Source organism: Tardiphaga sp. 866_E4_N1_4, assembly GCF_052076075.1.
Lineage (GTDB): Bacteria > Pseudomonadota > Alphaproteobacteria > Rhizobiales > Xanthobacteraceae > Tardiphaga > Tardiphaga robiniae.
Genome location: NZ_CP197242.1, coordinates 6,460,481 through 6,481,273, shown reverse-complemented (window position 1 = coordinate 6,481,273; position 20,793 = coordinate 6,460,481). Strand labels below are relative to the sequence as shown.

General features: G+C 59.5%; 19 protein-coding genes and 3 pseudogenes. 4 read left to right on the top strand and 18 right to left on the bottom strand.

Annotated features, from left to right (window positions below; genetic code table 11):
* Positions 1-45: 45 nt before the first annotated feature.
* Positions 46-1,076 (top strand): annotated as a pseudogene (locus tag AB8B20_RS31070) (IS3 family transposase); the annotation flags it as partial.
* Between the two features lie 166 nt (positions 1,077-1,242).
* Here AB8B20_RS31070 and AB8B20_RS31065 read toward each other — a convergent pair.
* A complete protein-coding gene (locus tag AB8B20_RS31065; RefSeq protein ID WP_439070920.1) occupies positions 1,243-1,404 on the bottom strand; it encodes a Flp family type IVb pilin in 162 nt (53 codons plus the stop codon).
* A 1,413-nt stretch (positions 1,405-2,817) separates the two neighbouring features.
* On the opposite strand from AB8B20_RS31065, the gene AB8B20_RS31060 reads away from it, so the two are divergent.
* Positions 2,818-3,039: a hypothetical protein gene (locus tag AB8B20_RS31060; protein WP_439070919.1), complete on the top strand. Its 222-nt coding sequence runs from the start codon at positions 2,818-2,820 to the stop codon at positions 3,037-3,039.
* 346 nt (positions 3,040-3,385) lie between these two features.
* Here the strand turns inward: AB8B20_RS31060 and AB8B20_RS31055 are convergent, their stop codons facing one another.
* Positions 3,386-4,411 (bottom strand): class I SAM-dependent methyltransferase, encoded by a 1,026-nt coding sequence (locus AB8B20_RS31055; RefSeq protein WP_439070918.1) that lies wholly within the window; start codon positions 4,409-4,411, stop codon positions 3,386-3,388.
* 241 nt (positions 4,412-4,652) lie between these two features.
* The gene (locus AB8B20_RS31050; protein WP_439070917.1) at positions 4,653-4,796 is read right to left on the bottom strand and encodes a hypothetical protein; all 144 of its coding nucleotides are present in this window, start codon (positions 4,794-4,796) and stop codon (positions 4,653-4,655) included.
* Positions 4,797-5,169: 373 nt separating this feature from the next.
* Here AB8B20_RS31050 and AB8B20_RS31045 point away from each other — a divergent pair, with 373 nt between their 5' ends.
* Positions 5,170-5,331, top strand: a complete 162-nt coding sequence (locus AB8B20_RS31045; protein WP_439070916.1) for a hypothetical protein — start codon at positions 5,170-5,172, stop codon at positions 5,329-5,331.
* A 238-nt stretch (positions 5,332-5,569) separates the two neighbouring features.
* Here AB8B20_RS31045 and AB8B20_RS31040 read toward each other — a convergent pair whose 3' ends face one another.
* Positions 5,570-5,794, bottom strand: coding sequence for a hypothetical protein (locus AB8B20_RS31040; RefSeq protein WP_439070915.1), 225 nt, complete (start codon positions 5,792-5,794; stop codon positions 5,570-5,572).
* A 203-nt stretch (positions 5,795-5,997) separates the two neighbouring features.
* Between AB8B20_RS31040 and AB8B20_RS31035 the strand changes: the two are divergent.
* Positions 5,998-6,528, top strand: a pseudogene (locus AB8B20_RS31035) (IS110 family transposase); the annotation flags it as partial.
* Positions 6,529-7,138: 610 nt separating this feature from the next.
* Here the strand turns inward: AB8B20_RS31035 and AB8B20_RS31030 are convergent.
* The 14 genes and pseudogenes from AB8B20_RS31030 to AB8B20_RS30965 form a co-directional block, all read right to left on the bottom strand.
* The gene (locus AB8B20_RS31030; RefSeq protein WP_089267939.1) at positions 7,139-7,894 is read right to left on the bottom strand and encodes an SDR family NAD(P)-dependent oxidoreductase; all 756 of its coding nucleotides are present in this window, start codon (positions 7,892-7,894) and stop codon (positions 7,139-7,141) included.
* A gap of 47 nt (positions 7,895-7,941) precedes the next feature.
* Positions 7,942-9,699, bottom strand: a complete 1,758-nt coding sequence (locus AB8B20_RS31025; RefSeq protein ID WP_439070914.1) for a nitrilase-related carbon-nitrogen hydrolase — start codon at positions 9,697-9,699, stop codon at positions 7,942-7,944.
* A gap of 15 nt (positions 9,700-9,714) precedes the next feature.
* Positions 9,715-10,704: an acetamidase/formamidase family protein gene (locus tag AB8B20_RS31020; protein ID WP_120292939.1), complete on the bottom strand. Its 990-nt coding sequence runs from the start codon at positions 10,702-10,704 to the stop codon at positions 9,715-9,717.
* A gap of 45 nt (positions 10,705-10,749) precedes the next feature.
* On the bottom strand, positions 10,750-11,463 hold the full coding sequence (locus AB8B20_RS31015) for an ABC transporter ATP-binding protein (protein WP_068729125.1): 714 nt from the start codon (positions 11,461-11,463) through the stop codon (positions 10,750-10,752).
* Positions 11,456-12,172 (bottom strand): ABC transporter ATP-binding protein, encoded by a 717-nt coding sequence (locus tag AB8B20_RS31010; protein WP_068729127.1) that lies wholly within the window; start codon positions 12,170-12,172, stop codon positions 11,456-11,458. Before AB8B20_RS31010 ends, AB8B20_RS31015 begins: the two co-directional genes overlap by 8 nt.
* On the bottom strand, positions 12,172-13,236 hold the full coding sequence (locus AB8B20_RS31005; RefSeq protein ID WP_439070913.1) for a branched-chain amino acid ABC transporter permease: 1,065 nt from the start codon (positions 13,234-13,236) through the stop codon (positions 12,172-12,174). Before AB8B20_RS31005 ends, AB8B20_RS31010 begins: the two co-directional genes overlap by 1 nt.
* A gap of 13 nt (positions 13,237-13,249) precedes the next feature.
* Positions 13,250-14,122: an ABC transporter permease subunit gene (locus AB8B20_RS31000; RefSeq protein ID WP_089267934.1), complete on the bottom strand. Its 873-nt coding sequence runs from the start codon at positions 14,120-14,122 to the stop codon at positions 13,250-13,252.
* 101 nt (positions 14,123-14,223) lie between these two features.
* Complete coding sequence (locus AB8B20_RS30995; RefSeq protein ID WP_439070912.1) at positions 14,224-15,462, bottom strand: urea ABC transporter substrate-binding protein; 1,239 nt, start codon at positions 15,460-15,462, stop codon at positions 14,224-14,226.
* Positions 15,463-15,473: 11 nt separating this feature from the next.
* Positions 15,474-16,139, bottom strand: a complete 666-nt coding sequence (locus AB8B20_RS30990) for an ANTAR domain-containing response regulator (protein ID WP_439070911.1) — start codon at positions 16,137-16,139, stop codon at positions 15,474-15,476.
* Positions 16,136-17,296, bottom strand: coding sequence for a transporter substrate-binding domain-containing protein (locus AB8B20_RS30985; protein WP_439070910.1), 1,161 nt, complete (start codon positions 17,294-17,296; stop codon positions 16,136-16,138). Before AB8B20_RS30985 ends, AB8B20_RS30990 begins: the two co-directional genes overlap by 4 nt.
* 673 nt (positions 17,297-17,969) lie before the next feature.
* A pseudogene (locus AB8B20_RS30980) lies at positions 17,970-18,206 on the bottom strand (LysR substrate-binding domain-containing protein); the annotation flags it as partial.
* 56 nt (positions 18,207-18,262) lie between these two features.
* A complete protein-coding gene (locus AB8B20_RS30975; protein ID WP_439070909.1) occupies positions 18,263-19,240 on the bottom strand; it encodes a DMT family transporter in 978 nt (325 codons plus the stop codon).
* Complete coding sequence (locus AB8B20_RS30970) at positions 19,189-19,998, bottom strand: ABC transporter permease (RefSeq protein WP_439070908.1); 810 nt, start codon at positions 19,996-19,998, stop codon at positions 19,189-19,191. The genes AB8B20_RS30975 and AB8B20_RS30970 overlap by 52 nt, the downstream gene beginning before the upstream one ends.
* A complete protein-coding gene (locus AB8B20_RS30965; protein ID WP_439070907.1) occupies positions 19,995-20,792 on the bottom strand; it encodes an ABC transporter ATP-binding protein in 798 nt (265 codons plus the stop codon). Before AB8B20_RS30965 ends, AB8B20_RS30970 begins: the two co-directional genes overlap by 4 nt.
* Position 20,793 lies beyond the last annotated feature (1 nt).

Below are 20,793 nucleotides of genomic sequence, written 5' to 3'. Positions count from 1 at the left end.
CGTCGCGAAGCGACAAGCTGTGGCTTACCTTTGTTCAAGTTTTGAGGTCAGCCAGCGGCGGGCGTGTGCGGTGATCGGAGCGGATCGAACCTCGGTACGCTATCGCAGCATGCGGGCCTGATGCCTTCAGAGATGAAGCGGCTGCGCCAGCTCGAGGACGAGAACAGCAAGCTGAAGCGGATCGTCGCCGACCTGTCGTTGGACAGGGCCATGCTTCAGGATGTTCTGTCAAAAAAGCTCTGAGGCCTGGCCGCAAGCGCGAGCTTGTCGACAGGGTGCGGGGCGACTGGAAGGTCTCGATCAGGCGGGCTTGTTCGGCTCTTCGCATCGATCGCGCACTTTACGTCTACAAGTCCAAGCGTGGCGACCAGGCCGCCCTCAAAAGTCGGATCAGGGACATCTGCGAGACAAGGGTGAGATACGGATATCGCCGGGTTCATGTCCTGTTGCAGCGTGACGGCTGGGACGTCAACGTCAAACGCGTCTATCGTCTTTATAGGGAGTTAAGCCTGCAATTGCGCAACAAAACGCCGAAGCGTCGCGTGAAGGCCAAGCTGCGCGAGGATCGAACCGATGCGGTCCAGGTCAACGAGACCTGGGCAATGGATTTCGTTCACGACCAGCTTGCCACCGGCCGCAAGATCCGCGTGCTGACGATCGTCGATACCTTCAGTCGCTTCTCGCCGGCCGTCGATCCGCGCTTCAGCTATCGAGGCGAGGATGTCGTGATCACATTGGAGCGCATCTGCAGGACCATCGGCTATCCCAAGACCATCCGTGTCGATCAGGGATCGGAGTTTATCTCCCGCGATCTCGATATCTGGGCTTACCAAAAGGGCGTCGTGCTGGACTTCTCGCGGCCAGGCAAGCCAACGGATAATAGCTTCATCGAATCCTTCAACGGCAAGTTCAGAAGCGAATGCCTGAACACGCACTGGTTCCTGAGTCTTGACGACGCACGGCAGAAAATGGAGGATTGGCGTAGAGATTACAACGAAGTCCGGCCACATAGCGCAATCGGTAACAAGACGTCGATATCGCTGTTGAATGGCTCATCGGCGCCCCCGCCGGCTTGAGCCTAACCCCGGAAAATTCCAGCGCTGGCTGGCCTAGTTTCGGGGGGCACTTCAAATGATCGATGGATTCTTCCCGTCGCTGGATGAAGCTTGGGGCTCAGGTCAAAATGATACCGCACGGCTCTACGATGCGTCTGCCGGTCCCTAGACCGTGGTTATCAAATACTTATTTGAGCGATGCATTGATCGACGTGAACTTGCCGTTCAGCTTTGTGCCCATGCCATTGACGACCGCGATTATCGCTAGCGCTATGCCAGCAGCAATAAGGCCGTACTCGATGGCGGTGGCGCCGGATTCGTCTGCGATGAACGCTTTGATGATTTTCATAGTTCGACTTTAAAGCCAAACGCCTTACTGGTAGTTAAATCCGTCTCGTATATCTTGGCTCATCGGGAACTGACCGACGGCCGGGTTGTCCCGCATGCCTTTTCATAGTCTCAGGCTATGTAACTTCCCTTGTTGACTGCCCTCATGTTGCGAATCGCCTTCGCTCGCCAAATCGCCAAACTCAGTTCGGCTTCATCTGCCTGTGCAATCGTTTGGGCGTCACGAAACAGATGAGATATTTTCCATCCCTCGATGTTTCCATGCCTGCTTGTCGAAAACTGTCGTAGCTCCGTGGCAACCCCAGTGAGCCAAATCTTTCGCTCTATATCGATTTTATGTGAGGCGTTCATTGATCGCCGCTCCAGGGTCGGCTTTAAACAAGTGTCTATGCGCCCAAAGGTTGCATGTCCGGATATGATCCTACTCAAGCTAGTGTCGCGCGGCGGAACGTTAACCTCGGTGCGAGCAAGATAGGGCTTAACCCTGAGTTGATTACTGCCGACGTGGGCACATACGAGTCTTCGGCTGGACCGTGTTCTCGGCATGCACGATTGCTGCTTTTTGCTTTTGAAGATGCAAAACCAAATCGTAAATGCGCCCTCTCGTTAAAGCGTCTACGCCCCTGGCAAGGCCAAGATATCGAGTGACCTGAACTTCCAGGCCGATGCATTTGGCACACATAATGAGCTCCCATGTCGGGCGGGAGCTGTGCTCTCATCACTGACTAAAGCCAAAATCCGAGCAGTGATGATGGTCAAGTAACGCGACGGGCTCTTGTTCCCTGAACTCTGGGCAAAGCACGCAAGGATGACGCCTGCCCGGCATCGGCTAAAAGGCCTTCCTGATGTCACCGCTCAGGGTCTAATCTCTTTTTCCTCTTCGCTGGCCCTCGACCGCGAGCGGCGTCCAATTCCTCTTCCAATAACTTTAAGCGTTCTCGAATCTCAATCAGGTCTCGCATTTCTGCAGACGTCTTTTCGAACGCTTCCATGGCGGCGATAGCTATCTTAATGCTGTCACGCATCCCGCACCTCAATCTCGCCGTTATCGCGAGTTGGAGGTCGATCTAACACGTCCTTCAATTCATCAGCGGTGCCATGCAACCCGCGATCGAGGAAGACCGCTCATCTTGTTCTGGATGCTGAAAATGTAACCTTAATACCTAGCGGTTTGTTAGTCCGTGACGCCCTCCCCGCCATAGAGTAAATGGCGGATGCCAGACTTCCTGCTCCGCAATTGCGCCGTCGTCGCCGCTTACCCGAACGAGTTCAGAGTCATACTGAAAATGGATGACGGCTACGAACTGGCTGTTGGCGGGATATCGGAAACAACGGCAGCCGAAAACAATAAGATCATCTGGTCGTGGTCGCGCCCTGGCTCGAATGGGCGATCTGATACCCGAGAGAGAACGCCATGGCGGCTTTCAAAGCGGCATGGCGTGCATCCGAAGAAGTGCTCGCCGAGATGCGCCGCCAGCAGGAATGGACCGAATGCAAATACGCGCTCTTCGACGCGGGTTATAAGTCACAAATTGCCCAGGGAGCCATCCGCTGCCCGTGTGGCGTGACCTTCGCTCCCCGCGACCACACAGCCCTCTTGGCGCACATAGGCCACATCACGGCGGCCAAGGTATGAGTTACGATGACGAGCTTCGCATGCGTCCCACCCGTCTCAACGGCGATGTCGCCGGCCCCAATGACTACGTGGTGATCTGGCGCGATATCACCGTCGGTCGCATCCTCCAGCAGCCTAGCACGCCCATCGGCAACCGAACTGGTTCTGGGGCGTCGACCTGCCCGGTCAGGCGCAGCCGGCCGCGCATCGCGGAATTTGCAGCGACATCGAAGAATGCAAGCGACGCTTCAAGGTGGTCTGGGCTGGCGTCAAGGCGGGGCTAACCGCCGAGGCGATTGCGGCTGCCCGCAGAGCCGAGGCGCGCGGAAGTGAACGCAAGAAGTGGCTGGGGCGCCCTGAATAATATCTAAGCCCGTCGCTTCGCCAGAAGGTAGAGATGGTCACTATAGCGATCTTTGACGAACCGATTGATCACGTTCTCAACCTTCTGCGCAACGCGGAACGGCAGTGACCTGACCTTTCTCGTCGGTTTCAGCCCGAGGGCACGCCCGATCCGGTTCGGCACATAGATTCCATCGTCAACGTCTGTCGAAGATTGCGGACTGCTGAAATCCAGATCGTATAGTGGGCTTGCGTAGGCCCGACCGAGCACTCCAGACGGATCTGTCTCCAAGCGCTCAATTTCGAAACCGACCCTATCAAGCAGGCGTTCCATCGCTGTTTCGGTGAACAGGCTGACATGGCTTGGGCCAGTGTAGTGGCCACAGTGCGACGGCATGAACCGCCCGGGGATGTTACGCACCGAGGGTGTGGTGATGAACAAATGCCCGCCTGGCGCCAGCAAGTCCCGGCACAGTTTAACGACGCTTTCTGGATCGGTCAGATGCTCAATGACCTCGAACAGGATGACGACGTCATAGGACTTTTGCTTCAGCTGGTCGACGGTCGGCGTTAGGACGATGCCGTAGCATCGGCGCGCGATGTCCGCGGCGCGGGTGTTCAGCTCCAACCCCTCGACGTTCGAAAAGCCGAACTCGTCCCGCAGCAATGCGATGAAGCTCGCCGGGCCGCAGCCGAAGTCCAGAATATGTGCCGCCTTGTCGTGTGTCAGCCAACCGGCCAGCCTGCGAGGGTCGGTGTACGCGCTGATACTGAAATACGGTTGCCGCTCAATGATCTCTTCTTCGGCGGTTCGATAATTATTGTAGAAGGCGCTATTGTAAAATTCGGACGCGGCCCGCTCCGATGGCGCTGGATTTGCGAATACGAAGCCGCATTCGCCGCATCGGTAGTACCTGAAAGACCTGATTGTCGCGAAGCCCGCAATATGGAGCGCTGCGCATGCCGGGCATGTGGTCTTCAGAGACCAATCGGACCGGTCGGCCTTTGAGTTGAAATCGGAAAGCGTTGCTGTAGCCGTGTACGCTGACAATTTAAATCTCTCCATTTAAATGGCTTACAGAGAATACAATTAAAGCACCTTTCGGCGCTGTAACCAATCCCCACGTACCTGCTCGAATCCGCCGTTCAGTTGCGTCGGAGTTCCAGTATGCGTCAGTCCCGTTGGACACCATCTATCGTGCCGAATATCGACGACCAGAACGTTTACCTCGTTCTGGACTGCTTAGAACGATCGGGATGCTTGGCGCGAAGCCGACGCCGGGGAAACCGACCTAGAGACCGCCATCAAAGACCTGATGTCCGGCCAGTACAATGATCCGCAACGGATCGTTGCCTTCAACACCTTCGAGCATTGGGCGGACGACGTGTCCGAAGACGTGGCACGGGAAATCCGCCGCCTTGCCGATCATCGCCATGAACACCTCAGCTCCTCCATTGAAGACTTCGTAGTGCGTCACGCTGGTCGGAAACGGCAACTCACTCTGAGGCTGGCATGATGGCATGGTCTGCACGTTTCCCCGGGTCCATTACCTTCCCGACGGTGGAAAGGTGATTACCCTGCAAGACGCCGGTGCCTACATCACCTGATTGCCAAAAGAGACGCAGGCCACAAAGGGAGTGGCAGAACGCCACACATGTCCTGATCCAGGCTGCCGACCACGGCGGGCCGATCGAGTTCGCGCGGCTGGGTACGATGCAGGCACTGTGGCCCAAAGGGACGCCGGTCTACCACTCCGTCGACAAAGATCCGAAGTGGCGCAATCGCACCAAGCTGGTGAGGGATCAGTGATGCGCGACATAGACATCGTCGAAAAAGCGATGGAAGACGCTCAGGCGGTGCTCCACGATTACGTCGAGCCTGGGCCTTGCGATCCGCAGGCGGTCCTGCAGCGCACGCTTGAGATACTGGACCGGGAGGACGTCGTGGCCGCACAGGAGCGGGTTGCGTAAGGGCTAGGGGAGACTTCGAGTCGTAGGATGAGGAATGATCTGGGAGGATCGAGGAATATCGCGTTGCTCGGCTGGCCGCTGCCCTTTAGGCCACGAGAAGGCTTGGATGCGAACTGAAGGCCGTAATAGAACTGCGGCAACAGATCGCCCAGCTTGAATCCAGACGTGCGGCATACGTCACGCCGATCGGAAGTCGGCATCGCGACCGGCGAAATGTGAACCGCTAACGCGCACACTGCTATCGGCCCTTGTCGTCCTTACCATTGGGGCTTCCATCACCACCGCCGTTTCCCCAACCATTGTTGCCATTACCTCCCGATTTCGCAACGGCAGTGGAAGTCAGGGATGTCGACAACAACAACGAAATTGCCGGAGGCGTGACTACAGCGAACTTACCGCAAGCAGCCAAAAATCTCCGTCGATCCTCGATGGCAGCCGTTTCCTGTTCGACCGGATTCAACATATGCTCACTCCTCTACTAAAGCCAATTAAATCACATTTAAATAGATATTAACCATATTTCGGCGTCAAGTAACGATTTAATTCAGCAAGTGCTACGTAGTGCCTCCCTCTCGACCCGCCTGCTACCGGACGGTGACGCGCGCGGTCCCTTCCGTGCCGGTTGCCTTGGCTGCCGCTCAAGAGAGATCGATGCAGCGTCCCAAAGACGAGATGTCGCTACGCATGAGCGATCTGATCATCGGGCTCCATGAGGACTGGCTCCGGCTCGACGAGCGCATAGAGACGACCACGCGAGAGATCGAGGAGATCAGCGAGCACGAGGAGAACTGCACTCGCCTCATGAGTGTGCCTGGCGTCGGGCCATTGATCTCGACGGCCGTTGTCGCAGCGATCGGCACGGGCGAGGCTTTCAACCGGGGCCGGGATTTTGGCGCCTGGCTTGGGCTGGTGCCGCGACAGTACAGCACCGGAGGGCGCTCGATCCTGGGCGGCATCTCCAAGCGCGGCAGCCGATACCTGCGAACCCTCTTCATCCAGGCTGCCAAGGTCCTTTTGATGCGACCACAGAACTGGCGGAAGTTCAGCTTCGGAGAGTGGCTGACCAATGCCGCGCCGAGGATGCATCGCAACAAGCTCGCCGCCGCTCTGGCCAATAAGCTTGCCCGCATTGCCTGGAGCGTGCTCTATAACGGAAAGGCCTTCGACACCCACAGACTTGAGGCCGAAACCATCTAGGCTATCGACCTCCAAATCAGTTCGCGATTGAGAAGCTGCATGGAACGGATCGATCGACGTGCCCAGAGCCTGGTGGCGCAAATGGTTATTCGAAAACCTGTCCGCTAATGAGGCCAAAGGTGCGTGCGTATCCCCATCAAGGTCACGGCCCGCGAGCCGATCAACAGGCCGGATACATATCAGCGACTTCCGCTATCCACGCAAACTTTCACTTGCGATCAGCAGCCGGTCCATACATTTGCGCCAGAAGCTGCCAATCGCCCAAGCTGAGCCGAAAAGCCCACTGCTTCACGATAGCTCGTAGCTGTCGTATCACCAGCCCCATTGCCGCCAATTAGAGGCACATGGGGGCACCAACCGACTGAGCCCCACCTTCCAGCCCATTTCGTTTCCACGGTTGCAGTTTGGCGTTGGCGCCGGGTTAATGTCACTCATTGCAGAATGGCGAGATCACACCGAGTTAGCTGATCGCCGATGACTGTATAGGAAAATGCAGTTTCCTATACAGTCATCGGCGTGGATGAATTCTCATGTTTCTTAGTTCAGCAATGATCGTCGAACTATCCCGCTCCTCGAACTGATCGCGGCTCGTTTCGAAGCGGGTTCAGAGCTACACAGCCCTCGTCAGAGCACCGTCGATGATGAGGTTGGTACCCGAGATGCGGCTCGCGATCGGGCTAGCCACGAACACGACTCCGGCGGCCACTTCCTCCGCGGTTCCCATTCGACCGGTCGGATTCAAGCTCATGGCCGTCTTGTAAAGTTCGGGCGAGCCGTGTTCGATGCCCTGCCATATGCCGCCCTCGAAATAGGTGTTGCCGGGCGACACCGCGTTGACGCGGACGCCTTTGCCGGCGAGCTGATTGCTCAATCCCTTGGCATAGTGGATCAGTGCAGCCTTGAAGGCGCCGTAAGAGCCGGCGGCGAAATCGACCTCGAACCCGGAGACGCTGGAGACGATGACAATCGAGGGCGTCTTCGATTTTTCCAGATAGGGAAGCGCGGCCGCCACCGCATTGACCGTGTGCATCATGTCGATGCGGAATGACTTTTCCCAGGTTTCCGCGGTATCGCCGACCGCCAGTGCGCTGACATTGCATACGAGGATATCGACGCCGCCGAGCTCGGCGGCCGCGCCGTCAACCCATTGCTTGAGGGCGACGGGATCGGCGACATCGGTCGACTTGCCCCAGGCCTTGACGCTCTTCGCCTGCAAGGCCGCAACGACGCTGTCGATCTGCTCTTGTTGTCGCGCGCAAATGGCGACGTTGGCGCCCTCGCTAGCGAACATATCCGCAATCGCACGACCGATTCCCTTGCTTCCGCCCGTCACGAGAGCGTTCGTGCCCTTCAATCCCAGATCCATGGTTCACTCCTCGGTTGAGATGCCTGACTGCTCGGCTTGCATGATTGTCATCGGCGCTCTCGCGCGTGCCACCCCGCAGCCTTCGTGATCAACCCGCGGTAGCTGTGCGGCATCCGCATAGCAACCAGATCTTTCCGGCGCACAACGTTGGTCGGATAGACGGTGTCGAGATTCGTGGTGTCCACCACCGCCGTCGCCGTCCCTTCGGTATCCGCCGCGATGGCTTCCCGACGCGGAAACTCGAAGGTGTCGGGGCCGAACACGCCGCTGAGGCCTGGATATCCGTTGCCGGGATCGAACACATTCGAGAACGCAAAGAACACGTTGTTCTCGCCGGCGCGAACCCGGAAGTGATGCCAGTGATAGAGATCGGCGCCGGTCGGGATCGGATAGTTCTGCGACACAAGCGATCCCACATGCGGGGTGCTGAAACGTTCCTTAATCGCTGCCGCGCAGACGATGAGATCACACCCCTTCAGCGCAAGGATGCGGCCGGCTTCAGGAAACGATGCATCGTGACCGATCAGAAGGCCGATGCGCCCGACCGACGTGTCGGCCACCACCCAGTCATCGCCGTGACGCGCCCAGGCACGCTCGGATTCCGTCAAGTGGGTCTTGCGGTAAACCGCGACAAGGCCTTCAGGCCCGATCAGGCACGCGCTGTTGTAGATCGCATCCCCGTTACGCTCGGCGATGCCGACGACAAGATACACCTTGAGCTGGACGGCCAAACGGCAGAGCTGATCGGTCACCGGCCCCGGAACAGTCTGCGCTCGCGCGCCGGGATTTTTGAGGCCGCTCAGCGCGAGCTCCGGAAACACGACGAGGTCGGCCTTGCCCTCAAGCTCCGCCTGCCGCGCAAGCGAGGTGATGCGCGCGAGATTTGCTTCGACGTCGTCACTGGGACTCATCTGCGCGACCGAAACCCGCGACGTCCGCCCCGTCGGCCAGGGCTTGTGGCCGTACAATTTGAAAAAATCGCGGGGATTCCAGCTGAACGTATCGGACAGCAGCCCCGCATAGAGTTCGGGGCGGCGCTGAGAGAACACGGCTTCACCGCCAACACGCCGCGCGCGGGACGCGTCCAGATCCATGTCAGCTAGTGCGAAGCCGTCCCCGCCATCGATCAGGGCCGCAATTGTTCCGTCCGGCGCGATCACGCAACTGCCGCCGCTGAACTGGACGGTGCGTTCAAGTCCCCACCGATTGCTTTCGATCAGATAGCAACCGTTCTCGAACGCCCGGCTGATCCAATACGGAGCCGGTGTGCGCTCAGCGAGCCAGTTCGAGATATGGCAGATCACGTCGGCGCCCTGCAAGGCGACGAGACGCGCGGTCTCCACAAAGTGGATGTCCATGCAGATCAGCAGCGCGATGCGCCCGATCGGCGTGTCTAAGACCTGATGGCCGAGATCGCCTGCCGCCGACCATTTCGGCTCCGCAATATAGGGATGCGTCTTGCGATGCTGGCCAATCACACCTTCGGGTCCGATCAGCACCGCAGAGTTGAAATAGATGCTGTCGCTATCGACCTCCGGCATGCCGACAACAATGTAGCAGTCATGTTTCCGCGCGAGCGCTGCGAAGCGATCCGTGGTCGGCCCCGGGATCGTCTCGACGAAAGGCGCGACCTCAGCCCGGTCGAACCAGCAATAGCCCGTGGTGCCCATCTCCGGCGTAACGATGAGCCGGGCGCCCGCTGTCGCCGCCGCTTCGCAGAGTTCGAGCAGCCGCGCGATATTGCGCTCCTTCTCGAACATGGTCGGTTCGAACTGAACCGTGGCAACCTTGTGCACGCGCGACATGATCGGCTTACCCTTTTAGACCAAAAACGATTTCTTGATCGAAGCGCCGAGCGTATATTTCGGATCCACCATGTTGCCGAGCCGAACGCGCCCGGTCTGGGTCAGCAGCATGTAGGCATCGATCTCCTCAAAGCCGTAATCGGCCGTCATCCAACGGCAAAGCTCGCGATAGGCGATGCGCGCAGCATCTTCCATCGGCCGCGCCGAGCCGATCGTCATAATGAAGTCCTTGGTCTCCAGCCGCGGCCAGGCGATGCTCCAGCCCTTGATCAGATCGATCTGGACCGTGGTCACGGTCGGATGCTCGATCGCGACGCCGCAGAGTTCGCCGTCGCCCTGCGCCGCGTGGCAGTCGCCGAGATAGAGCAACGCGCCCTTGGTATTGACCGGCAGATAGATCACCGCACCGACACCGACGTCGGGCAGGTCCATGTTGCCGCCGTAATAGTCCGGCACCAGCGACGAAATCGCCTCGATCTCCGGCGAAGTGCCGATGGTGCCGATGAACGGCTCATAGGGCAGCGTGATCTTGTCGTTCCATTTGGTGCCGTTCTCGAGAGTGATCTCGAGCTTCTTGACGCGCTCGGGCAAAGCCGGATTGAGCAGCGCGGTCTGGCCGGTGCCGACCAGCCCGCCGAATTCCGGCATGACGACAGTGGTGCCGCGCGGTTGCGGCCCACGCGGCACGATGCTCTCGATATAGACCGCGAGCGTATCGCCCTTCTCGGCTCCGTTGATCCAGATCGGCCCGTTCTGCGGGTTGAGAAAGGGAAAGTTGAGAATCTTCGAGGGGATGTCGGTCTCGTGCTTGATGGCGCCCTCGAACGCATCATGGGTTTCGGCGGAGACCACAGCGCCGGGATCGACCGTCAGCACAGGCCCTACGTAAGGGCCATAGACATAGTGGTACTTGCCCTGATCCTGTTCGGTGATCATGTGATGGGTGCCGGGTTTTCCCTTGGCGACGCCCTTGCTCGCCATGATCGAATTTTCCTGCCAGGCCATCGATTCTCTCCTTCGTCTCTGTGTTGTTATGGGCGTGGGTTGGTTTCAGACCGCGAGATGACGGCGCATTTCTGCCTGATCGTCGAGCGCGGCCCGATCGAGGCTTGCGACGATGCGCCCCTTGTCCATCACGTAGCAGCGCTGCGCCATGGCGCGGATCATGTCGAGATTCTGCTCGACCAGGATGATAGTGACGCCGGTGCTGCGGTTGAGTTCGACCATGTTGCGGGCAATGTCCTGAACGATATTCGGCTGAATGCCTTCGGATGGCTCATCGAGCAAAATGAGGTGGGGATCGGCAATCAGCACACGCCCGATGGCGAGTTGCTGCTGCTGGCCGCCGGACATGGTGCCGGCACGCTGGCTCCAGCGCTCCGCGAGGATCGGAAAGGCTTCCACGATCCGCCGCCGTCCCTCCTCGGGGATATCGCCCTTGATCGCAGCGCCGACAGCGATGTTTTCGGCCACCGTCAGGCGCGGAAACACGTCGCGCCCCTGTGGCACATAACCCATGCCAAGCCGCGCCCGTTTGTGCGGCGGCAACAGTTCGACGGCCTCGCCGCGATAGACAATCGAACCGCTCATCGCCGGCACGAGGCCAATCAGGCTTTTCATCAGCGTCGATTTGCCGACGCCGTTGCGGCCAATCACAGCGACGATCTCGCTCTCCCGTACCTCGATTTCGAGGCCCTGCAACACCGGCTTGCCGCCGTAACCGGCGCGCAAGGCCTGCGTCGAGAGAATGACTTCCTTACGCATGGGCCTGCCCCAGATAGATAGCGGCGACGCGTTCGTCGGCGACGATCTCATCGATCGAGCCTTGCGCGAAGACCTGTCCAAGATGCAGCACCGTGACGCGCTGCGCGACCTGGCGCACGAAGGCCATGTCGTGCTCGATCGCCAACACCGTCATGCCGTCCGCATTCAATCGCTGCACCATCTCGCCAGTCTGATGCGTTTCTTCCGGCGACATGCCCGCAGTCGGCTCGTCGAGCAGCAACAGTTGCGGCTTCAGGCTGATCGCCATGCCGATTTCGAGCCACTGCTTCTGGCCGTGGCTCAGATTCCCGGCGGTCTGCATCTGCTCGGCTTCAAGGTTGAGGAACGTCAGCAACCGATCGATCTCGCGCGCGAGCTCAACGCTGCGATGCGTCCGCTGCAGGGCGATTTCGAGGTTCTGTCGGACAGACAATCCCTTGAATACGCCAGGCACCTGGAATTTGACCGACAGCCCGCGGTGAATGCGCGCGAACGGTTTCAGCGCAGTGATGTTCTCGCCGGCGAACAGAATATCGCCGCTGCCGGGATGGTGTTCGCCTAGGATCAACCTGAACAGCGTACTCTTCCCCGCTCCGTTCGGACCGATCAGGCAATGGATTTCACCGGCCTCAAGCACGAGATCGACCGAATTGGTGACATGCAAGCCGCCGAAATGTTTATTGAGTCCGCGAAGCTCGAGAAGCGCCATCAGACGTCTCCCTTGCTGCGGCGCGCAACGAGCCGGGAAATCAGATTCATGGCACCGAGCACGAGCCCGTTCGGCGCGATCAGCACGGTCAGCACCAGCAGCACCCCCATGAACACCAGCGCGTATTGGCTGCCGTAAATGGTCAGGGCCTGGAAGGCCGCGAGCACCACCAGCGTGCCGATCACGGTCGACGTGAGATCGCTGCGGCCGCCGACAGCGACCCAGATCAACGGCAGCGCGGCCGCGGTCATGCCCATGCTCGACGGCGTGATGTACTGTCCCCACGCCGTGTAAAGCACGCCGGAAATGCCCGCGAGCGCCGCTCCGATCACGAAGGTGATGAGCTGATATTTGCGCACGTCGTAGCCCAGCATCTCCGCGCGCTCCGGATTCTCGCGGATAGCAACAATGACATTGCCAAACGAAGAGTTCATCAGGATGCGCAGGCCGAGATAGACCAGCAGCAGCAATCCCAGCACGGCGTAATAGAGTCCGATATCGGCCAACAACACGATGTCGCCACCGGACCATGGGACCGTCAGCGGCGGCATCGCGCTCATGCCATTAAAGCCGTTGAGGCGCGCCGCGCCGATGCGCCACTCAGGGCCCGCGGTCTGGGCCATAAAGCGCTCCAGCATCAGCGTCACCGCCAGCGTGACAATACCGAGGAAGACGCCGGCGATACGGCCGAAGAACATGAAATAGCCGAGCAGCAACGCAAACAGCGCGGCGATCACGACCGCCAGCACCAGCGCGACCAAGGTGAACCCATAAGCCGAACCGAAATTGAGCGTGAGGATGCCGTAGCTATAACCGGCAATGCCAAAAAAAGCGGTCTGCCCGAACGAGAGCGAACCGCCATAGCCCCAGATCACACACAGGCTGAGCGCGATGAACACCCAGACGAAGAAATATACGGTATTGCCGACCGTATAGCCGTCGCTGAACAACGGATAGGCGCAGGCAATCGCGAACACGATGGCGAACGTAATCCAGAACGCCGGACCACGACCCACAGTCTGCGGGCCTTCGAGGCGGCGGAGGAAACCAGGCAAACCGTTCACAGCTGCGGATCCTTCAGGTTCGTTCGCGCAGCAGGAAGCCGGAGATGCCTTTCGGCAGGACCCGGACAACGATGATCACGGCGACCAGCAAACCGATCTGGCCAAATAATTGTCCCTGCCAGGAGGTCATCACCGACTTCACTACCGCGAGGATCGCGCCGGCCGGCGCGGTACCGAGGAATACGTCGGCCCCACCAATCACCACGGTGACGAAGGCCTCCATGATGAAGGTGGCGCCCATCGTCGGCACCAGCGTCATGGTGGGCGCGTACAGGCCACCTGCAAGACCGGCGAGCCCGGCACCGCAGGCAAAGGTGAGACTGTAGATCAGGCGGGTATCGACACCGAGAGCCGCGGCCATGTGCGGCACCTGGATGGTGGCGCGGGCGAGCACGCCGAAGCGCGTCCAGTTGAACAGCATATAGAGGCCGCCGAGTACGCCGAGCGCGGAGGCAAACAGCACGAGGCGATAGATGGAATAAGAATACTCGCCAACCTGAAAGCTGCCGAACGGCGTTCCGACGCCGGCCATGGACGAGCCCACCAAGATCAGCGTCCCCTGGGTCGCAATGAGGCTCAGGCCCCAGGTTGCCACGATGGTGTCGAGCGGCCGGTCATAGAGATGGCGGATCACCACGAGTTCGACTAGCGCGCCGACCAACGCGGCGACGATGGCCCCGGCCAAGATCGCCAGCGGCAGCGGCAGGCCGAGATGGACGGTGGAAGCCGTCACATAGGCGCCGCACATGATGAACTCGCCATGGGCGAGATTGATCACGCCCATCATGCCGAAGATCACCGCGAGCCCGCATGCCGACAGCACGAGAAAAGCGAATGCATCGCCGAACTGATAGAGCGCCGAGAATATATGCGTTGCGATGTCCATGAACCAACCGGGATGATGCAAATTTGAAATGCGAGGGAAACTTCAGCTCTTCGAGAACACTGTCCCGGCAGGCAGACGTACCTGCCGGGGCGACGCCGATGTCAGGGTTTCGGCGGCGGGTTCGAGGGCGTGTACTGCGCCATAGGATCCTTCTTGGTCAGATCGCAACCGGCATCGCCCAGCCAGTACGGCTTGATGCCCTCCCACACTTTCGGAAACGAGATCGAATGATCGGCCCCGACCTTGGCGAGATAAATGGTGTGCGACATATGCTGGCTCTTCGGGTCGATACAGACCTTGCCCTCCGGCGCATCCATGCAGACATCACCGACCGCGATTACCTTGCGGATATCTTCCCGCTTGGTCGACTTCGCCCGTTCGACCATCTGCTTATAGAGATAGACTGCGAGATAGGAATTCTCAGCTTCCTGGTTCACATAGGGCTCGTTAGGGAACTTGGCCTTGAACTTGGTGTAGAATGCCTTGCTGGCCGGGGTATCGATTTCCTCGATGTAGTTGGTCGTGACGTACATGTCCTTCAGGCTTGGCGGCTTGAAGCGTTTGTGTTCGTAGCCCTGCCCGACGTTGACCGACGAGGCCATCGGCAGATTGACGTTGGCGGATGCCGCCTGCTCGTAATAGGAAGCCTGCGCAGTGCCAACCAGCAGCGTCACCACAAAATCAGGCTTTGCTTTCTGGATATTCTGGACGCTCTGTGAGAACTGGGACACGCCGAGCGGGATGAACTCCTCACCGGCCATCTTGCCGCCGTTCTCCTTGACGATGTTGCGCACCCACTCCGCCGATATCTGGCCGAAATTGTAATCCGCGGCGAGCGTGTAGACGTTCTTGCCGTACTTCTCCATCATGTAGGGAATGAGCGTGGAGAACTGCTGTTCCGGCACCGCACCGGTGACAATCATATGGCCGTCGCAAACGCCGCCTTCGTACTGATTGTTGTAGAATGCGAAGCCGTTGAACTGATCGACGATCGGGCGATAGGCCTCGCGCGAAGCGGACGAGAAGCCAGCGAATACCACGTCGACCTTGTCGCGCTGGAGCACACGCCGCATGAATTCCTGATAGCGTGTGTTGTCGGACTGGGTGTCGTAGGCGACCAGCTCAAGCGGCCGGCCGTCGATACCACCGGCCTTGTTGATCTCCTCGGCCGCGAGTTGAATCGCATGCACTTTTCCGATGGTAGCCACCGCGAAATCGCCGGACTGGTCCTCCAGCACCCCGAGCTTGATCGGGGTTTGCGCAGACGCCGCACCTGTCGCGAGAACAAGCGTCCCCGTGAGGGCTACGGCGCGCAGCCCCCGCAACACATTCTTGGTCATGTTGGTGTCTCCTACATCGCTTGCTTGTTGCCGCCTCGCAGCGTGATGCTGGTCGCGCGGCCGGGAATGTCGGGCGCAATTGCCCGCCTGCTCAGAAATTCCTCGCAGTAGAGTTCCAAGTTCTGCCGCGCGCGCATGCTCTCGCGGCGAAGCTGGGAATAGGCGCTCTCTTCATCGAGACCGTCCTGCTGCATCAAGAAGATCACCGCGCGGATCACCGCGCGACGGCTACGACGGCGTTCTTCGAGATCCTGAAGACGGGCATGCATATCGCTACGCAACATGAACTGGTTCACGCCCATGAACAGTGAGGTGTAGACGGCGCCGCCGTGGACCGGCTTACGCAGGAAGGAAGTCGCGCCGAGATTGACCAACGCCTTCAGACGGCTCGGCGCCTCGACGCCGACCAGACCGATCACCGGCACCGGCGGCAGGCGCGAGATGGGATTGACCTCAATCGCCACCGCGCCTTCGAGATCGCCGTCAACGAACAGGATATCGCGCTCGGACTGCAGGTTGCCGACATCGATCTGCGCGCGGCCGTCGACGATCTCGGGATATTCGGTCGTCACACCAAGTTTGGCGAGGGTGGACTCGAGTGAGCCCTCTTTTCCGCCGCGTCCGATGACGACAAGAGCGCGACCGCCTTTGAAATTCTGCAGCAACCGAGATGTCATGATTGCACCACTCTGAGCACGGGAGAGCGCATTGCACTCGCAAAGCGCGGCGACGACTGAACGAGATAGGGATCTGGCGCGATTGGGCTGCGTGCCTCCAGCAGCACCTCGAACTGCCCGTTGAGGGTGGAACGGGCGATCCGCGGTGTCAGCCAGGCGTGATAGGTTTGCGGATCAACGCGCACCTCGCCCTGCGGCGCCAGCAGGCTCTGGCTGGCAACCGCGGCGCGCACGGCGCGTGCATCATCGGTACCCGCCTGCTCCAATGCTGCGGCCAGAAGCTTGACGGCGATGTAGGACGCTTCTGCGTCGGCCGACGATACTGGTCCGCCGGGGAAGGCCTTGGCATAGGCGGCGATGAATGCCGCATTCGCCGGAGATTCCAACGAGGAGAAATAGACGCTGGAGCTCAAGTGCCCGTCGATAGCCTCGTCGCCAATCTCCGCAAGCTCCGGCTCTGACAGCGTGCAGCTGGCCACCGGAATTTCATTGACCTGATCGATACCACGCGCGCGGCAGGCAGCGCGGAAAGCGCGGAAGAAGGCATAGGCGCTCGTACCGATCAGATTGTTGAAGACGAAATCTGGACGCTGCTCAAGGATCGCCGATATCACCTGGTCGAATTCGGTATCGCCCACGGACAGGTATCGCTCTGCGACCACGGTGCCTCCCCGCGCGGTCAGCGCCTCACGGAAGATGCGGTTGTTCTCCCAGGCCCAAATGTAGTTGGAGCCGACGCAGAATGCGCGAGTACCAACCCGCGAGGCGAGATACTCGACCAGCGGCAGCACGTGCTGGTTGGGCGATGCTCCGGTGTAAATCACATTGTCCGAACTCTCGAACCCTTCATAATGCGACGGATACCAGAGCAACCCGTCAAACTTCTCGAAGCAGGGAATGACCTCCTTGCGACTCGAAGACGTATAGCAGCCCAAAACTTGGCGGATGCCGGCGCCAAGCAGCTCGAGACTAAGTGCGCGGTAACGTTCAAGATCGCCCGACGGGTTGACCACGACGGGCTCCAACGTCACCGCACCGTCTGCCTCGGCATTCTCCTGGAACGCCAGCAACGCGCCGTTCAGCATCGAGCGTGCGACGACGCTGTAAGACCCTGTCGTCGAGAACATTATGCCGATGCGATAGTGCTTCCGCGCCATTAGCCGATCCAAAACAAAAAAAACGCCCGCCGGCTGTGAAGCCGTGGGCGCCCTCGCCACCAACTGGACACGCTTGAATTTGAAGCGCGGTGTTGGAAATGGTTTGAACTTGTAGCGTTATCGGGCAGCTCTGCCCAACGCTTGCAGTTTAAGCTCCCTTAGAACGACCATACTGTCAAGCACGTTGTTACGGCGAGAGTTGCTTCAATTCATCCCTCGTTGCAGCAAAACTATGCAGGGCGCCGGGAAATTACACTGGTTGCACGAGCGCCAATGACAGTCATTCCGTCAGGATCAATTCAGACTGCAATGCAGAGCATCACCTGCCATCCACAGCTATCGAATTAAATCGCAGGTCATACCCAACAGATGTATTATGAACCGGCAAACAAAAATATCGACCTTCGAAGACGAGTTGAATGAAAACGCCAGCAATTTGACGACCACCAACGAGGAGACCGCGTGGACCATACACTGCGACGTTGCGTGGCTCTACGCCGATCGTTATTTAGTCCTATTGGATGAGCGACATCTACCAGAGGAGCTCGCTGAGCGCGACCATGGAGCCGCAGGTCAATCAACTTTCGACGCGCTCGCGGTAATGCTCAAACACACTTGTAACGCCGCGGGATGAGATCCAGCCATTCAAGCACCAGTTCCCGCCCTGTCGCCATCACAGCAGCTCACGTTTCGACAGTCCATCCAGCCAGTCCGCAAAGACCTGAAACCTACGAGAGAGATGCTGACGGTGTGGATAGAGCAGTGCCATCGGCATCGGCGCAGCTCGATGATGGGGCATCACCTCGACGAGTTCGCCCGCGTCGAGGTGGCACTTTACATCGTAGGCCGGGACCTGGATGAGGCCGAGGCTGGCAAGGCAGCAGGCGATATAAGCTTCGGCACTGAAGACCTACCCGGGTTTCCAAATTCAAGGTTGGCTTCATTCTACGCAGCAATATCCGGTAGCTACGAAATCGCCCTTCTCTCTCGCCCCAGGCGTCCCAACAGGATCAATCCGGCGAAAATCGCCGCGATCCCGACGACGTGATACCAGGCGAGATGTTCGCCCAGCCACCAGATCGAAAACACTGCCGTGCACAGCGGGCTGAGATACAGAAATCCTGCAGCACGCGTCGGTCCGTTGGTGGCTACGCCGTAGATATAGAACACGTTACCAAGCATGGTAGGACCCAATCCGGTATAGGCGATCGCGCCTAGGGCTATGGCCATGTCAGCGTCGGTCCAGGCGAACCATGGACCGCCGCTGGCGACCCATGTGACATAGACCGGCAACGACACGACCAGGAGACCTGCCCAGGCAGTCACCACCGTGAGCGGCAAGGTTTCGATCACCCGCGACCATTCGCGCACACGGATCGAGAACCACGCAAAGAAGATCGCTGCGAGAAGCGACCAGAGATTTCCAAGATTCAGTTGCAGCCCGGTCAGTCGCAGCAGATCGCCCTTGCTGATGATCAGGAGCGTGCCGACAAAAGCCAGAGCGAGCCCAACTTGGCCCATTCGGGCGATCTGCCCCTGCCCCACGATCCAGCCGATCAACACGACCCATACCGGCGTCGTGGCATTGATGAAGCCCACTTCGATGGCTGGGCTTTGATAGGCTCCGCCGATCAGAAGAAACGAAAACAGGCCGACGCCGACAACGCCACCGATCGTCAATTCGCCCAGCCGCGGCCGGATCTCAGGCCAGCCGCGCCGCAGGGACGGCCACGCAATGACTGTGAGAATGATGAGAGCGGGCAGCCAGCGCCAGAACACTAGCGCCGGCAAAGGCGCCGCGTCACGCGCGGCCCGCGCGACCACATGGTTGCTGCCCCACAGTGCCGCAGTCACTATCAGCGCAAGCGTACCGAGTGATCGCGAGCCGCCGTTCATGCCCGATCGGCGGATGACTGATGACGCCCGCGTTGCGAGACGTGCCATGGCAGGGATAGCCGCTCAGCATAGTCTACGAGAAAGAAGAGGATTGTTCCGACTACGCCCAACAACAGCAGCGACACGAACACACGAACCGTGTCGAATTGCCCTTGCGCAACGAGTATCTGAAAACCGATCCCCCGACTGCCGGCCACGAACTCTCCGACGATGGCGCCCACCAGCGCGAACGAAATCGCCACTTTCATGCCCGCGAACAGACTCGGCAAAGCGCAGGGAAAGCGGATTTTTATCAATACGGCCCAAGGCGATGCCTTTGATACCTTGGCCAGCGCCAGCATGTCGGGATCCACCGACCGCAGGCCTAGAACCATATCGATGACGATCGGAAAGATCGCCAGCATTAGCGCAATCGCCACCTTGGGCTCAGGACCGGTGCCCATCCAGATAACGAACAGCGGCGCCAGCGCCACTTTCGGGATCGAGTTGAGCGCCACGAGCAGCGTATAAATAGTCCGCTCGAGGAATTTCGAATAGACAATCCCAACCGCCAGCGCGACGCCGATGACGACCGCCAGTACAAAGCCGAGGCATGTCATCCAGAGCGTAAAGCCGAGATGACGCAGGAACAACCCAGGTGTCTCCAGAAACGCAGCAAAGATCGCCGACGGCGCCGGCAGGATCAGCGGCGACGGATGGAACACGCGAACCCCGATCTCCCACAGAACGAGAGCTCCGGCCAGCACGACGATGACGTCGCGTGTTTCGTTATCGCCCAGAAACAGACGCCTTGCGAAACGCATCATTCCTTGACGATCCCCAACTCGGCGAAGTGGTGACGGATCCGGTGCACATAGGCGGCGAATTCCGGCGTGTCGCGCACTGCAAGCAGGCGTGGCCGCGGGAGGTCGATGGTGATGACATCGACCACCATGCCCGGCGCCTTGCTCATCATGACAACGCGATCCGACAGGAAGACGGCTTCCGCAATCGAATGCGTGATGAACAAGAGCGTCTTGCGCGTGTCCTGCCAGATCTGCGCGAGCTCGATGTTGAGATCATCGCGGGTCATGGCATCGAGCGCGCCAAATGGCTCGTCCATCAGAAGCAGGTCGGGATCGGCCAGCAGTGCACGGCAGATCGATGCGCGCTGTCGCATGCCGCCCGACAATTCCCACGGAAACCGATGCTCGAAGCCACCGAGGCCGAACCGGTTCAGCAAAGCCGCCGCCCGCGCGCGTTCATCGGCGGTCGGTTTGCGGGTGAATTCGATCGACAGCAGGACATTGTCGAAAATGGTGCGCCAGTCCAGCAGGACATCGCGCTGGAACACGACGCCAAGCCGATCCGGCGTGCCGTCGAGCGGTTTGCCGCCGATGTCGATCGTTCCGGAGGTCGTCCCTTCGAGGCCGGCCACCAGCTTCAGCAAGGTGCTCTTGCCGCAGCCGGACGGGCCGACCACGCTGACGAATTCCTGTGGCCGGATATCGAGATTGATGTCGACCAGGGCCGCGACCGGCCCGCGTGGGGAGGCGTACGTCTTCCCCACGCGGCCAAGCGCGACATAGGCCGCCGTCTCTGATGAAGCAGGAGGCGCCATG